The sequence below is a fragment of the Streptomyces oryzae genome (genome assembly GCF_017676365.1).
In the GTDB taxonomy this organism is placed as follows: Bacteria; Actinomycetota; Actinomycetes; order Streptomycetales; family Streptomycetaceae; genus Streptomyces; species Streptomyces oryzae.
Map to the genome: position 1 here is coordinate 1 of NZ_JADKMA010000037.1, position 15,201 is coordinate 15,201.

Annotated in this window: 10 protein-coding genes; 4 read left to right on the forward strand and 6 right to left on the reverse strand. The window is 70.4% G+C overall.

Annotation, left to right across the window (positions count from 1 at the left end; all coding sequences use genetic code 11):
- Positions 1–9: 9 nt before the first annotated feature.
- The 3 genes from ITI46_RS09900 to ITI46_RS09910 form a co-directional block, all read right to left on the reverse strand.
- Complete coding sequence (locus ITI46_RS09900; protein ID WP_307808114.1) at positions 10–984, reverse strand: glycoside hydrolase family 62 protein; 975 nt, start codon at positions 982–984, stop codon at positions 10–12.
- 455 nt (positions 985–1,439) lie between these two features.
- Positions 1,440–3,899, reverse strand: a complete 2,460-nt coding sequence (locus ITI46_RS09905; protein WP_209239082.1) for a beta-xylosidase/alpha-l-arabinosidase — start codon at positions 3,897–3,899, stop codon at positions 1,440–1,442.
- Between the two features lie 77 nt (positions 3,900–3,976).
- Complete coding sequence (locus tag ITI46_RS09910) at positions 3,977–5,008, reverse strand: LacI family DNA-binding transcriptional regulator (protein ID WP_209239083.1); 1,032 nt, start codon at positions 5,006–5,008, stop codon at positions 3,977–3,979.
- Between the two features lie 184 nt (positions 5,009–5,192).
- Between ITI46_RS09910 and ITI46_RS09915 the strand changes: the two genes are divergently transcribed.
- The 3 genes from ITI46_RS09915 to ITI46_RS09925 are packed head-to-tail and all read left to right on the forward strand — an operon-like array spanning position 5,193 to position 8,274.
- Positions 5,193–6,509, forward strand: a complete 1,317-nt coding sequence (locus ITI46_RS09915; protein WP_209239084.1) for an extracellular solute-binding protein — start codon at positions 5,193–5,195, stop codon at positions 6,507–6,509.
- A 59-nt stretch (positions 6,510–6,568) separates the two neighbouring features.
- Entirely contained in the window at positions 6,569–7,414 is an 846-nt protein-coding gene (locus tag ITI46_RS09920) for a carbohydrate ABC transporter permease (RefSeq protein WP_209239107.1), read from the forward strand.
- A complete protein-coding gene (locus ITI46_RS09925; RefSeq protein WP_209239085.1) occupies positions 7,414–8,274 on the forward strand; it encodes a carbohydrate ABC transporter permease in 861 nt (286 codons plus the stop codon). Before ITI46_RS09920 ends, ITI46_RS09925 begins: the two co-directional genes overlap by 1 nt.
- A 52-nt stretch (positions 8,275–8,326) precedes the next feature.
- Here ITI46_RS09925 and ITI46_RS35785 read toward each other — a convergent pair whose 3' ends face one another.
- From ITI46_RS35785 to ITI46_RS09940, 3 genes are all read right to left on the reverse strand, one after another.
- Positions 8,327–11,851: an NACHT domain-containing protein gene (locus tag ITI46_RS35785; protein WP_209239086.1), complete on the reverse strand. Its 3,525-nt coding sequence runs from the start codon at positions 11,849–11,851 to the stop codon at positions 8,327–8,329.
- 156 nt (positions 11,852–12,007) lie between these two features.
- Positions 12,008–12,766, reverse strand: a complete 759-nt coding sequence (locus ITI46_RS09935) for a class I SAM-dependent DNA methyltransferase (protein ID WP_209239087.1) — start codon at positions 12,764–12,766, stop codon at positions 12,008–12,010.
- 47 nt (positions 12,767–12,813) lie between these two features.
- The gene (locus tag ITI46_RS09940) at positions 12,814–13,848 is read right to left on the reverse strand and encodes a tetratricopeptide repeat protein (protein WP_209239088.1); all 1,035 of its coding nucleotides are present in this window, start codon (positions 13,846–13,848) and stop codon (positions 12,814–12,816) included.
- A gap of 298 nt (positions 13,849–14,146) precedes the next feature.
- Here ITI46_RS09940 and ITI46_RS09945 point away from each other — a divergent pair, with 298 nt between their 5' ends.
- On the forward strand, positions 14,147–15,004 hold the full coding sequence (locus tag ITI46_RS09945; protein WP_247745743.1) for an arginase family protein: 858 nt from the start codon (positions 14,147–14,149) through the stop codon (positions 15,002–15,004).
- The last annotated feature ends 197 nt before the right edge of the window (positions 15,005–15,201 follow it).

A 15,201-nucleotide genomic window follows, 5' to 3' on the forward strand; every position in this document is an offset into this window, starting at 1 on the left:
GGCCCCGGCTCAGCAAGAGGTGGTGTTCTCCGCAAGACCCAGGCGCCACGGGAGCTGCGGGTAGTCGCCGCCGGCCGAGGGGTCCATGCCCTGGTAGAGGAGCTGGAGATGGCAGGGGTCCAGAGTCATGGACTGGTCGTTGCCGGTGCGGATCAGCTCGCCGTGGCTGATGTCCTGTGTCCAGGCGCCCCCGGGGAAGGTGACGTTGCTACTGCGGGCGAAGGGGTGGGACTCGGTGTCCGCCAGCGGCTGCCACCGGCCGGTCAGTCCCTCTGCGGTGAAGGAGCGGTAGTAACGCCGGTCGCCGCTGCCGATGGCTTCCATGATCAGCAGGTAGGTGTTGGTGTCCTTGACGCGGTAGACGGCCTCGCCCTCGAACAGCCGGTTGCGGTCGGGGTCCTGGAGGACGATCTGTGTGTTGCCGAAGCCGTTGGGGAAGTCGGCGACGGTGGTTTCGGCCCGGTAGAGGTGGCCGTTGTCGTCGGCGGAGAACAGATAGCACTTGTTCTCGTCACAGATGACCCAGTAGTCGAGCCAGGCGCCGTTGCCCATGTTCTGGCGGACGATGTCGGGCACCTGGTCCTGGAAGTTGCGCGGTGCGGACCAGCTCGTGGGGTCGTTGATGTTGCGGGTGGTGGAGTAGGAGGGCAGGCCCGTCTGGTAGACGAGGTACCACTCGTCCTTGGGCGCGAAGTAGAAGGCGTGCGGTGCGGCGCGGTAGCCGGGTCCGATGTCGGAGGCGGTCTCCAGGTGGGTCTGGGGCGCGGTGGCGGCCTGGGACCAGTCGGTGAAGCTGGTGTGGGCCAGGCTCCAGTCACCCGAGGTGTCGGCAGTGGTCATGAACACATGCCATTTGCCGTTCTCGTCCTGGACCACCGACGGGTCCTTGACCGAGACCGAGTTGCTGCCGTCCTGCTGCGGCGAGATCAGCGGACCGCTGGACGACCATCGAAAATTTTCGGGCAGGCCCTGTGCTCGGGGCACGCCCTGCTGCCTCTCCTGCCCCTCCAGTCCCGGTAACCCCTGCTGGGCAGCGGCCCGTCCGTCCCCCGACGGTAAGGACGCACGGTGCGATAACGACGCGGCCGGGACGGCGCCCAGCACCATGGCCAGCGCCAGACCAAGCAGAGTGGCCGCGACCGCTGGGACGGAACGCGGGCGGTGACGGTGCCTCAACAGCGGCATAAGGTACTCCCTCGCAGCTCAGCGGTGTCGTCGCGGCACGTTGCCAGAGGGCACGGGCCCGAACCGGCGCCATACGACGACATCCGATATTTCGAACAGCGGTCGGAAACTCAGACGTGGGGAGGATCGAGCGCCCAGCCGTACACGTCAATGCCCCACCCGGAAAACTTTCAAAATCAAGCCGAAAATTTTCGACATCAGCGAGCAGGACGGCGGAGCCAACAGCAGGCCGCAGCAGGCGGCCATGCGCCGGATCAACTGAGGTGCGACGGAGTGTGCAGCATCCGGTCATGGCCGGCCGTGCGTACCGGGCCGGTCAGTCGGACGGTGCCGCGCAGCCGGATGTCGCTGCTGGAGGCACCGATCATGACGGTGATCTCGCCGGGTTCGACGATCCGGTGCATCTCGGGGCCGGTGTAGGCGAGCCGGTCGGAGTGCAGCCGGAAGGCCACCCGGCGCTGCTGGCCCGGCGCGAGGTGGACGCGGACGAAGCCGGTCAACTGAGTGACAGGGCGGGGCAGTTGGGCGACCGGATCGGCGGTGTAGAGCTGGACGACCTCGGTGCCGGGGCTTTCACCGGTGTTGCTGACCTGGCAGCTGATTTCCACCTCTCCGTCGGTGGGGATCTCTTCGGCGCTGAGCGACAGCCCGGAGTAGGCGAAGGTCGTGTACGACAGTCCGTGGCCGAAGGGGTAGGCGGGGGTGGGATCCAGGTTGCTGACGCCCTGGCTGTTGCCGCCCAGCGGAGGGTGCAGATAGGTGCCGGGCTGGCCGCCCGGCGTACGGGGGATCTGTACCGGCAGCTTGCCGGAGGGGACGATCCGGCCGGTGAGGACGCCGGCCAGCGCCGAGCCGCCTTCCTCGCCGGGGAAGAACGCCTGGAGGGCGGCGGCCACGCGCCCCGCGTAGGCGCCGAGTGCGTAGGGGCGTCCGGAGACGACCAGCAGGACGAGAGGCGTGCCGGTCGCCAGCAGCGCCTCGACCAGTTCGCCCTGTACGCCCGGGAGCGACAGGTCCTCCGCGTCGCAGCCCTCGCCGGAGGTGCCGCGGCCGAACAGCCCGGCGCGGTCACCGACCACGGCGACGCAGACATCGGCCTGACCGGCCGCGGCCGCGGCTGCCCCGAAGCCGCTGCGGTCCGCGTCCTTGACCGGGCATCCCCGCTGATAGGTGATCCGAGTGCCGGGCAGCTCGTCGGTGAGCGCTTCGAGCAGGGTGGCAGCCGCGATGCCGTTGTCGTGGCCGGGGTGGTGAGGGAGTACGTGGTTGGGGAAGGAGTAGCAGCCGAAGAAGGCGTTGGCGTCGTCCGCGCAGGGGCCGACCAGCGCGAGAGTGGCCACCTCGGGGGCCAACGGCAGTGGCCCCCGGCCCCCTTGGCCGTTTTCGAGCAGGACGATGCTCTCCTCCGCCAGCTGCCGGGCGATGTCCCGATGGGCGGGCGGGTCGAGGTCGGGGTCGAGGTCGACTGCTTCGTCGGCTCCGGCCGGCCCTTCGACGTCCCCCGCCTCGCCCCCCACTCCGGCCGACCCGTCGCCGTTCGTCCGCTCGTCTCCGTGGCACTGCCCGTCGGCGTCCGGGCCGGGCGTGCTGCCGCCGGTCGTACTGCCGCCGCCGTCGAGCAACCCCAGGTCGGCCTTCTGACGCAGTACGCGGCGCGCGGCGCGGTCGACGAGTTCCTCGGGAACCTGGCCGCTGCGCACGAGTTCGGCCAGTGGTGGGCCGAAGCACAGGGTGTCGGGCAGCTCCACATCGATGCCCGCCTCCAGGGCGCGTGCTCCCGCCTCGCCGTCGGACGCGGCGACGCGGTGCATCGTACGGAGGAAGGCGATGGACCAGTAGTCGGAGACGACCGTGCCCTCGAACCCCCACTCGTCCCGCAGCAGTCGGGTGAGCAGCCACGGGTCGGCCCCGGCGGGTACGCCGTCCACATCGGCGTAGGAGTTCATCACCGACCGGGCGCCCCCGTCCCGCAGCGCCGTCTCGAAAGGGGGCAGGATCACGTCCGCGAACTCCCGCCGTCCCATGGAGACGGGGGCGTGGTTGCGGGCGGCGGCTGAGCCCGAGTAGCCGGCGAAGTGCTTGAGCGTGGCGATGATCCCGGCGCTCTCCAGCCCCCGCGCATAGGCGGTTCCCGTCATGGCGACGAGATACGGGTCCTCGCCGAGCGTCTCCTCGACCCGGCCCCAGCGGTAGTCGCGTACGACGTCCAGTACCGGTGCGAGCCCCTGATGGACCCCGACCCGGCGCATGCTCGCGCCGATCGCCCGCGCCATGCGCTCGACCAGCGGCGGGTCGAACGCCGCAGCCCAGGCGAGGGCGGCGGGGAAGACGGTCGCGCGGTGCGTGGTGAAGCCGGTGAGGCACTCTTCGTGGGCGATGGCGGGAATGCCCAGCCGCGTGTTGTCCCGCAGCTCCTGCTGGAGGGAGGCGAGCCGCCGTACCCCCTCGGCCGGCTCGACGGGCTTGCTGCCGAAGGGGCGGGTGAGATGGCCGAGCCCGTCCTTGCTCGCCGCCGCGAAGTCGGACTGGCGGGCGAAGACGTCCTGCATGGGCGCCACATTGCCGCCGACCCGCTCCACGCCCTGCCATGCGCTGCCGAGCTGGGCGAGCTTCTCCCCCAGCGTCATCTCGGCCAGCAGCTCCTCGACCCGGAGCTCGCTGGGGCGGCCCGGGTCCGGCCAGGAGGAGGTCGAGGGCGAGGTCGATGAGGTCATGGTGCCTCCCTTGCGGTGGTGGAATGGCCGTCGTACGGCGGTCGGCCGACCGGCCGGGGGGCAACGGGGCGCGCTGGTCAGCCCGCTGCGGGCGGCGGTGCTGTGGAGTCCCGGACCACGAGCTGGGTGGCGAGCTCCACCCGGTGGCTGTCGAGGGGCAGCCCTGCGCCGAGCCGCAGCAGCGTGCGCAGCGCGGCCCGGCCGATCTCGGCGAACGGCTGCCGGACGGTGGTCAGCGGAGGGGCCGAGGTGCTGGCGGCGAAGGTGTCGTCGAACCCGACGACGCTGACATCCTGCGGTACGCGCAGGCCGTTCACCCGCGCTGCCTCGATGACACCGAACGCTTCGTCGTCGTTGGCGGCGAAGACGGCGGTGGGCGCCTCCTCCAGGGTGAACAGCTCCAGTGCGGCCTCGTAGGCCGGCTTGAACTGGAAGTCGCCCTGCCGGATGAGCCGGGGATCGGGGCTGAGGCCGGCGGCGGCCAGCGCCGCCTGATAGCCGTGCAGCCGGGCCGTGTTGCAGGTGCCGTCGGGCCGGCCCTGGATCATGGCGATGCGGCGGTGGCCGAGCCGCAGCAGATGCTCGGTGGCGGCCATGCCGCCGCTGAAGTTGGTCGCGCCGATGCTCGGCACGTTCTCGTCGGGCATGTTCATCGGGTCGATCAGCACCAGCGGGATACCGGCCTGGTCGAACTGGGCGCGCTGTCCCGGGGTGAGTTCGGAGGTCACCAGAATGACGCCCTCGCGTCCGGCGTGTGCGGTCCTGCGGGCCCAGGACACCCCCAGCGGGTCGTCGGGAGTCACCCCGATGACGACGTCGACGCCTGCCTCGGCGGCGGCTTCGGTCACCCCGCGGGTGATGACCAGGCTGTTCGGGCTGATCAGCGCGTCGAAAGTCAGGTCGATGGTCCGGACGGGCGGCTGCGGCCGGCCCGTACCGCGGGCCACATAGCCGTGCTCGGCCAGCAACTCCTCGATCCGCGCGCGGGTTTCGGGAGCGACGTCGCTGCGGCCGTTGACCACCTTGGAGACCGTCGCGACGGAGACACCGGCGGCCTCGGCGATGCCGGTCAACGTGGTCCGGCCGCGCTGACCGGCTCTCTTCGTCATACAAGTCCTTTCGAAGCCTGCCGAAAACGATAGCGCAAGATTTCGGGCGCTGCCATACGTCAATTTCGGTGCCCTGAAGGCGGCTTGACCCTTGACCGGCCCTGGGGAGGCTTCTACGTTGTCGGCTCAGCATGGGCCGCAGTTGCGAAATTTTTCGGATCGCGCCAGAGCGAAGGAGTTCACGATGGCCGGAGTCCCTCTCCGTAGCACCCTCGCCGCCGGCGCGGTGGCGCTGGCGCTCACCGTCACGGCCTGCGGCAGCAGTGGGCGCACCGTCTCGGGCGGCTCCGGCGACGGCGTACTCGTGTGGGCGCTGACGCAGGGCTCCGAGACGACGTTCCGCGCTTCCGCCAAGGAGTGGAACAAGGCACACCCGGACAGAAAGATCGACATCCAGTTCTTCCAGAACGACCCCTACAAGCAGAAGCTGCGTACCGCCGTCGGCGCGGGCAACGGGCCGGTGCTCTTCGAGAACTGGGGCGGCGGCGGACTCAAGAGCTATGTGGACGCGGGCAAGGCCGCCGACCTCACTCCCGAGCTGGAGAAGAACCCGCGCTGGAAGAACCGCATCTTCCCCTCGGTGCTGCGCTCCACCACCTTCGACGGCAAGATCTACGGCGTCCCGGCCAACGGCGTACAGCCCGTCGTCCTCTACTACAACAAGCAGCTGTTCAAGAAGGCCGGAGCCCGGCCCCCGAAGAGCTGGGAGGACCTGCTGGCCCTGGTGAAGACCTTCAAAGCCGAGGGGATCGCTCCGCTCGCCATGGGCGGCGGCTCCAAGTGGCCGGATCTGATGTGGCTGGAGTACCTCGTCGACCGCATCGGCGGACCGCGGGCCTTCGCGGACATAGCCGCCGGCAAGAAGGGCGCCTGGTCGGCCCCCGCCATCCGCAAAGCCGCCGGGATGATCCGGCAGCTGGTGGAAGCCGGCGGTTTCGCGAAGGGCTTCACCTCCGTCTCCGCCGACACCGGACAGGCCGAGGCGCAGCTGTACACGGGCAAGGCGGCGATGCTGCTGCAGGGCAGCTGGGGGTACGGCACCATCAGGACCGGCGCCTCGAAGTTCGTGGCCGAAGGCCACCTGGGCTGGACCGGCTTCCCCGCCGTCAAGGGCGGCAAGGGCGACGTGAAGAACGTCGTCGGCAACCCGGCGAACTTCTACTCCGTCTCCGCGCAAGCCTCCGGCAAGGAGAAGAAGACCGCCGTCTCCTACCTCAAGGACGGGGTCTACAACGACTCCTACGTCGACAACCTCCTCAAGGGCGGCGACGTCCCGCCCGTCAAGAACCTGGACGCCGAGTTGAAGAGCGCGGACAACCCGGACTGGCTCTCCTACGTCTACGGCCTGACCCGCGACGCGGACAGCTTCCAGCTCTCCTGGGACCAGGCGCTCGACCCGGAGCTCGGCGACGCACTGCTGACCCACCTCGACCAGCTCTTCCTCGGCAAGATCAGTCCCAAGCAGTTCTGCGCGCAGATGGACCGGGCGGCAGCGAAGTGAGTGCCCCCGGCGCCTCGGGGGCTGCCGGCTCCCGCAGCAGCGGCGGTGCGCCCTTTGTGATGGCGGCCCCGGCGCTGGCGCTGTTCTCGCTCTTCGCGCTGGTACCGATGGCCATCGTCGGCTACTTGAGCTTCACGCGCTGGAACGGGCTGGGCAGCCCCTCCTGGACCGGGTCCGACAACTGGCGCGAGGCGCTGACCAGCGACGTGACCCGCCACGCGCTGTGGCTCACGGCCAAGTTCATGGTGGTGTCCTGGCTGGTGCAGACCCCGGTCAGTCTGCTGCTGGGCGTCTTCGTCGCCGGCCGGCAGCGCTATCGGACCCTGCTCGCCGTCGTCTACTTCGTGCCGATGCTCATCTCCGCCGCCGCGCTGGCCATCATCTTCAAGAACCTGCTGGACCCCAACTTCGGCCTCGGCGCCACCCTCGGCCTGCCCCTGCTCGACCACAACTGGCTGGGCGACCCGCAACTCGCCTTCTATACCACGGTGTTCGTCGTCGCCTGGCAGTTCGTGCCCTTCCACACTCTGCTCTACCAGGCCGGCACCCGCCAGATACCGGCTTCTCTCTACGAGGCCGCCGCCATCGACGGTGCCGGGAGACTCGCCCAGTTCCGGCACATCACGCTGCCCCAGCTGAGGTACACCATCGTCACCTCTTCGACGCTGATGCTGGTGGGCTCGCTCACCTACTTCGACGTGGTCTTCGTCCTCACCGGCGGCGGCCCCGGTCTGGCCACCCGCTTCCTGCCGCTCGATATGTACATCACCGGTTTCCAGAGCAACGAGATGGGCAGGGCGAGCGCCATTTCCGTCGTTCTCGTCGCCGTCGGCCTGCTCCTCTCCCTGATCATCGTCCGCTTCTCCGGGTTCTCCCGGATGCGCAGCCAGCAGGCAGGTATGTGATGTCCGCGCACTCCCCGACCTCCCACGCGCCGGCCGCCAGGCGGCTGCGCCGCGGCAACCCGCTCGGCGCGCTGGGCGGCCTGCTGTGGCTGCTGGTCGTCCTCGTTCCCGTCTACTGGGTCCTCGTCACGAGCCTGCGCAGCCGCGAGGGGTTCTTCGACGCCAACCCGCTGGCCGTGCCGTCCAGCCCCACCCTGGAGAACTACCGGCTGGTCCTGGACCACGACTTCGGGCGGTATCTCCTCAACAGCGCGCTCGTCACAGCGGGTGCCACGCTGCTGGTCCTCGCGGTGTCCTTCCTTGCCGCGTACGCCATCGTGCGCGGCACCGGCAGACTGCTGCGCTGGACCTTCAGCCTCTTCCTGCTCGGCCTCGCCATTCCGCTGCAGGCGACGATCATCCCGGTGTACTACCTGATCGCCAAGGCGCAGATGTACGACACCCTGGCAGCCGTCATCCTGCCCTCGGCGGCCTTCGCGATCCCGCTGACCGTCCTCATCCTCGTCAACTTCCTGCGGGACGTCCCCGACGAACTGTTCGAGTCGATGCGCGCCGACGGAGCCGGGCACTGGCGCATGCTGTGGAGCCTCGCGCTGCCCCTCTCCCGTCCCGCGCTGATCACCGTCACCCTCTACGACGCGCTGAACGTGTGGAACGGCTTCCTCTTCCCGCTGATCCTCACTCAGAGCCCCGACCAGCGCGTCCTGCCGCTGTTCGTATGGAGCTTCCAGGGGGAGTTCACCATCAACGTCCCGGCCGTACTGGCCGCCGTCGTCCTCTCCACCCTGCCGGTCCTCGCCCTCTACGCCGTCGGCCGCCGCCAGCTCATCAGCGGCCTGACCGCCGGCTTCGGCAAATAGCTCCGGCCCGGCCGGGCGTCGGTCCACCGGGGGCGAAGCCCGGCCCCGCGGGTCAGCCGGGTTGCTCCTGGACGATGCGGACGCCCGCCGGCACTCCGGTCACCAGGGGCAGACGGCTGCCGACGCGCAGCTCACGCAGCCGGGGAAAGGCCCGCAGCCACTCCAGTGACGCTCCGACGCTCTCGGACAGCCACAGGTGGGTCAGCCGTTCCGCCGAGAGGTGCGCGGTCAGCTCGGCGGGCGTGAGCCGGCCCACGACCTGTACCCGGGCGCGGCCGCCGAGCGCGGCCAGCGCGCGCAGCTCCGCGAGGTCGGAGACGGGGAAGTACAGGTCGGTCTCGTCCAGGTGGGCGATGATCTCGCGGGCGTACCGGTCCGTGTCGCAACGGCGCCAGCCCTGTGCCAGCTGGGTGCGGATGGCGTGGCTGCGGCGGTCGCGCAGGAGGGCCAGATAGTCGATCGCCATGTCGTCGCCGATGGAGGTGCCGGTGACGGCGAGGAGGTACGCCTGCGCGTCCGAAGCCGCCGTGGGGTCAGGGAGCAGTTCGAGCACGAGAGGGCCGACCCATCCCAGGGCGCGAGCGGCCGCCGCGTTGGTGGGCGGTATCAGGCCACTGCCGTAGCGCCGCACCCGGGCGTGGATCTCGGGGTCGAGTTCTCTGACGTGCTCCAGGCAGGCGAGGGCCAGGAGTTTGCGGCGGAGGCGTTGGGACCCCCGCCGGCCGGAGTACGCCGCGAGCAGTCCGTTCAGCAGACGTGCGCACTCGTCGGGGCGGGCGTGTGCCGCCACCATCAGGACGACGTCCTCCCATTCAGGGCGGTGCGCGTTGTCGAGCAGCAGGTCGAAGTCGTGCCGCCGCACGATCTCTTGCGCCGCCAGATGATCCCGGAACGCGTCGTGGACGAACTCCACAGTGCCGGGCCTGCGTTCACGCAGCACACCGGTCCGGTCGAGCAGATGGCGGTATACGTGCTCGGGCCTGATCTCGCCCGGGACGTCCGGCAGTGCGGGAAGGCGCCGTTCGAGGACGTCCACGGCCGCGTGTCTGTCCATCTCCGGCAGGTCCTCGACCAGCATCCGGTGTGCCAGCGACTGGAGGAGCAGGACCTTGGGTTCCAGCGCGAGCCGTACCTCATCGGCGCGGGTGATGTCCCGCTCGGAGTCCCGGCGTTCGAGGAGCGTGGGCAAGACGGCGTCGTACAGCTCCTTGCGGCCGGCCGGAAGGCTGCCGCCGCGTTCCCGGTGCAGCGCGCAGAGCATGCCGCACACCAGCGGACTGGTGGCGAGCCGGCCCAGGTGGCGCGAGGTGTGCAGCGCGCGGACGAGGTCTGCTGCGTGGGCCTCCAGCCGGTTCGCGTCAGCGGACGGCTCCCGCGCGGCCGCACGATGCCGGCGCCGGACGAAGTCCGACACCTCGTCGCGGCTCATGGGCGCCAGCAGCAGCTGGCTGAAGCCCAGCGGCGACAGCCAGCCGTCATGCACGGCGGACGGCCGGGCGGTGACCAGCCACACGTTGCCGGGATATCTGCCGATCCACCCGCGCAGCTGCTGCCTCAGCTGCAGCCGCTCACTCGCCGGTGCTTCGTCGACACCGTCGATGAGCAGCAGCGCGCGGCCCTCTGCCAGCACCCGCTCCACCCATGCGGCGGGCTGTGTGCCCTCGTCCACGTGTCCGATCGCGGCCAGGAGGTCGGAGAGCTGCGGGAACCCTTCGGGCGGAAGGCGCCGCACCGGCACGACGAAGGGGATCCGCCCGTCCAACGCAGCCAGCTGGGACGGCAGTTTGCGCTGCACCGCGGAGACGGCGAGCCACTGGACCAGCGTCGTCTTGCCGGAACCCGCCTCTCCGCAGAGGAAGATCCGGGTCAGCCCTGCCATGGCCTGCTCCACCGGGACCGGTGCGCAGCCCTCACTGCCGGGCTGCTCGCACCGCAGGCCGAGGTAGGCGGCGTCCAGGGGCCAGGAGTCCGGAGTGCGGTGGAGGTCGATGCCGTGGAGGGTCAGCCGGTCGAGGGCCTTGGTGATGCCCCGCGCGTACCGTTCCTCGAATTCGGCGTCGGCGCTGCTGGTCTCGGCACGGTGGGCCGGGCGTTGGGGTCTGCTCCGGAGTTCGTCGAGCCGGCTTCGGAGCTCGGCGAAGCGTTGGCCTTGTTCTGCGAGGCTCCCATTCGCGAACGTCACACGCCGGGCGAGGGACCCCACGATGTGCTGCGCTGCGCTGTCCACGAGCAGGTCGTGGACGAGCGCCCCGCGCTCGGTCAGCGCCGGGCCGGCGTCGGGAACCGTGGACTTCAACAGCTGAGCGAGGTGCTCCGGCCGCGACGCAAGGGCGTCCTCGGCACTCATCTCCAGCTCGCCCAAGGCGGCCAGGGTGCGGGCGAGGGCTTCGGTCAGGGCGGCGTCCTCCGCACGGGCGACCGGCCGCTCCCCCGGGTCGTTCACGGCTCGCCGCACCAGGTCCCCGGCCAGTGCACGCAGGTCGCGCGCGTTGTGGGCGTTCCGCTCTCCCCGGAAGTCGACCAGGAGCCGGAGCGGCCGGCTGTGCGCGTCCGTCTCATGAGGGACGAACAGCAGGTCGATCTGCGCGGCCACGGCAGGCTCGGCCAGGCGCCGGATGACGCCCGCCCGGTCGAAGGGCGCCTTGCGCGACGGACCTTCGGCCTTGGCGAGCTGCCGCGCGATCTCCTGGCACGCGGCCCGCAGCGCGAGGCCGTACGTCCCGGCTCCCTCGGCGGACAGGCCGAACTGCTCGGGCGGGACCAGGCGTGTCAGGCTCGCGGCGATCTCGGCCGGTGGCCGGTCCTGCACATCCCCGACGGTGAGCCCGAGGTCGCGGAGTCCGTGCAGGGCGTGTGCCACGGCTCGGGCGATGTCCCGCTGTCCCATGATGTCCCGCTGTCCCATGGCGACCGGAACCGCAGCGGTGACCTCCTGGAGCCGGATACCGGACTCGCGGTCGCAGACCGCCAGATGCAGCGGCCGGTCGCCGTGCTCGGCCGGGGTGAAGGTGAAATCGACAGCCCCGGTCCCGTCCTTGCCCACGGGGTACAGCCGTGAGGAAGGAGTCACGGTGTCGCTCCCGGTGGGGGTGGCGACGACGAGTAAGTGGTCGTCCACCGGCTCCCGACGAAGGCTGTCGCCGTCGGCCGGCTCCGCACGAAGGTGGTCGCCTTCGGCCGGCTCCGCACGAAGAGGGTCGCCGTCGGCCGGCTCCGCACGAAGAGGGTGTGTCGGCGGCGCGCCGAGCTCGAAGCGGACCGTCGCCGGCGTCCCGGCCTCGACGGCGCCCTCGAGCACGGTCACTCTCACCTCGCCGCAGCGAGCACCCTCCAGGGCCTCGGGCCCGTGCACGGCGGGCCCACCGGACGTGGGGACGATCGCCGCACCGCCCGGCTTCGCCCCCGCGGTGGGCGAGGCATGGCGCACCAACTCCGCTGCCAGAAGCCGGAGCGCTTGCCCGTCGTCGAGGTCGAGCAGCGCGGACACCGGCGTTGACCGGTCGCCCTCGTTCAGCGGAGCGGCCGGCGGCCCAGCGGTACGCAGTTCCTCGACGCGGCGGGCGATGCTCTCCCGCACAGCACCTTCGCCCGCCGCTGGCTTCACCGCGCATCCCCCATCTTCCGGGAAACCACTGAACTCGCTCGCTGGAATTCTAGGTCGCATCCGAGGCCGCCGTACCGGCCATTGCCGGTTCCCTCGGGTCCCCTGTGGCCCGTCACCGGGCGAGACGCCTCAGCTCGGCTTGCGCCATACGGAGATGTGCTTCGCGGAGTCCTGGGTGAACGGCGCTCCGTCCCAGTCCGCGACGCGCCGTTCCAGTTCGAGCCTGGCGATCCGTGCCATCAGGTCGAGTTCCGCCGGCCAGGCGTACCGGTGCCGGGAGTTGCTGCGGCGGTAGCGGCCGAAGTGACCGTCGCTGACGTCGCCCTCGCGGATGAAGTGGTGCGAGACGAGAATCTGCTCGACCAGATCGAAGGTGTCGAAGCCGAGATGCTGCTCGGAGACGTCGAACGGTACCGCGACCTGGCCGGGCGGCAGGAACCGCAGCGGCGGCACGCCCAGCTCGATGACGAACCTGCCGCCGGGCACCAGATGACGCGCGGCATTGCGGAAGCACTCGACCTGCTCGTCCTGCGTGAGCAGATTGGTGATCGTGTTGTAGACGAGATAGACGAGGGTGAACTCGCCGGGGACGACCGCGGTGGCCATGTCCCCGATGACGACCGGGAGCGTGTCCGCGTCGACTTTGCGCCGCAGGACGGCGGCCATGTGCTCGGACAGTTCGATGCCCGCTACCGGCACGCCGCGCGCGCGGAGCGGGACGCCCACTCGTCCGGTGCCGATGGCGAACTCCAGTGCCCGGCCGCCGTCTCCGGTGAGTGCGGCGAGGAAGTCGAGAGTCGGTCCGAGAACCGCGGCCGAGGACATCTCGGTCTCCTCGGCGTCGTAGCGGTCGGCGGTCGCTCGGGTCCACAGCTCACTGCTCGTCACGGATGGCCACTTTGCCGGGTGCGGAGGGCGCTGTCGACGCGTTTGTCTCAGACCGCCACCGGTGTCGTCCCCGCCATCACCTCGGCCCGGCTCGCGGCGACGGTCTCCCGTGCGGCCTTCAGGCCGATGCGGGCGAAGACGGCGTCCAGATCGGCGAGTTCGGCGAGAGTCTCCTCCCGCTCACCGCCCAGGCGCGCGCGGGACCTCACCAGCCCGAGACGGGAGAGAGCCGCACCGCGCGGCTCGCGTATCGCGTCGAACTCCTCCAGGGCGATGCCGTACGTGGCGCGTGCCGCCTCGTACCATCCGGCCCGGAAGAGGACGTTGCCGCGCATCTTGTGGTTGTAGGCGAGCGCGCTGGTCAGATCCATGCTGCGGAAGGTCACCTCGGCCTCCGTCAGCAGCGCAAGCGCCCGGTCCGGGTCGCCGCGCAGCGACAGGACGTCGGCGACCCCGCGCAGGGACCAGGCGCGTCCCCGGGCGTCTCCCGCCTCACCGGCGATGCGGGCGGCCTCCTCGAACAGCTCGAGTGCCTTGCGGTAGTCGCCCTGATTGCGGTGCATCTGGGCGATCCCGGACATCGCCCACACCATGTGGCGGGCCTCGCCGTGCTTGCGTCCCTGCTCCAGAAGGCGCTCGTGCAGCTCTGCGACGGCCGCGTAATCCCCCTGGATACGGCCCGTCTCGGCGAGCCCGGCGAGCGCGTAGCCGTGGGCGAGCCGGTCGCGGCCCTCGGCGGCCAGGTTGACCGCCCAGGTCAGCAGGCGCCGGGCCAGAGCAAGCCGGCCGCACTGGCGGGCGAGGGTGCCGCCGCTCCACAGGGCCCAGGCCATGGCGTCCGGATCGCCCGCGGTGCGCGCGCTGCGGTAGCTCGTACGCCAGGCGGCCTGCGCTTCCTCGACCTGGCCGAGGCGCCGATGGGCCTCGGCGAGGGCGAGCGCGGCGCGGGCCCGGTCCAAAGCGGTGTCCGCGTCGGCGAGAGCGCTGCCGGCTGCCGCGAGGACGTCCTCGTAGGAGCTGTTCACGTCCAGCTTCTCGCTCAGCGCGCCTTGGTACTCGGGTGCAAACGCCGTGCCGTACATCGATCCCTGGCCTCTCGATCAACTTCATGGTCCGGACACGAAGTTATGCGGCGCCCAGGGCACGCCGAATCCGTCCGCATAAGGGTTCGGCTCTACCTCTGCGGTTCCACCCTGGAGTGGCGGACGTCGTCATCAAGAAGTAGGGGATCTTCGGGGTCGGTGCCGTGCTGGGACCGGCACTCAGTTGTGCGGCCGGGCCGGCATTCCGGAATCCCAGTGGACGTCCCGACCCTCGACTGCAAGTCTATGCCACCCAATGCAATTCCATTCACCGCTCAAGGACCGGAGGAACGCGGGGATGTCCGAGCTGACGTTGATTGAAGTCCCACAGTGGCAGGGGTCGGCCACGCCGACAGCCCGCAGGCTGGAGCAAGGAGCCGCAGCGCTGGCCGGGATGATCCCGGCAGCGCGGCATCTGAAAGCCGACGTCGTCACCGAAGCGGGCATCGCACGACGCGCACGACACGGCGTGGACAGGCTCGACGCTCTGGTGCACAACCTTCAGGCCACCCGAGCCGCACTCGCCAAGGTGCCGGGAGGCACCACGGTGACGGTCGGCGGGGACTGCGCAGTCGACCTCGCCCCCATTGAGGCTGCGCTCGCCCGGTACGGAGAGCGGCTGGCCGTTGTCTGGCTCGATGCGCACGGCGACCTCAACACCCCTGCCTCGTCGCCCTCCGGCGCGTTCCATGGCATGGTGCTGCGTTCTCTGCTCGGGGAGGGGCCGCACGGCCTCCGCCCCCTCCGGACCCTCGCTCCCCGCCAGGTGGTCCTCGCGGGAGCCCGAGCTCTCGACCCGGAAGAGCGGACCTTCATCGACTCCAGCGGAATCCGGCACCTCACGGTGGCCGCGCTTGCCGATCCCACCACGCCGGCCGACGCGGTCGCGGCGACCGGGGCATCTGCCGTCTACATCCACATCGACCTCGACGTCCTCGACCCGCAGCACTTCGACGCCGTCGGCACTCCGGAGCCGAACGGTCTGTCCCCGTCCGGCCTCACCGCCGCCGTCCGCGCATTGGGCGCCCGCTTCCGCATAGCCGGACTCGCCCTCACCGAATACGAACACGCCCACGACACGGCACAGCCGATGCTCAAGCAGACCATCGACGACCTCCTTCCCGCTCTGGAGAGCGGCTCAGGAAACGCTCCCTGACGGCTGTCCCGCCGCCGGAATACTCGATGTCCAGGTCGATGCCCGCTTCGGCGGAGTCCATGAGCAACACGAACCGGACATCACGGGACCACGTCGAAGCCCTGGCCCCCGGACCAGTGCTGACAGGGGCACAGGGCGGTTGTCAGTCCGCTGAAGTATCGTTCCCGCCGCCGCACATCGACTGGGAGGAACAAGAG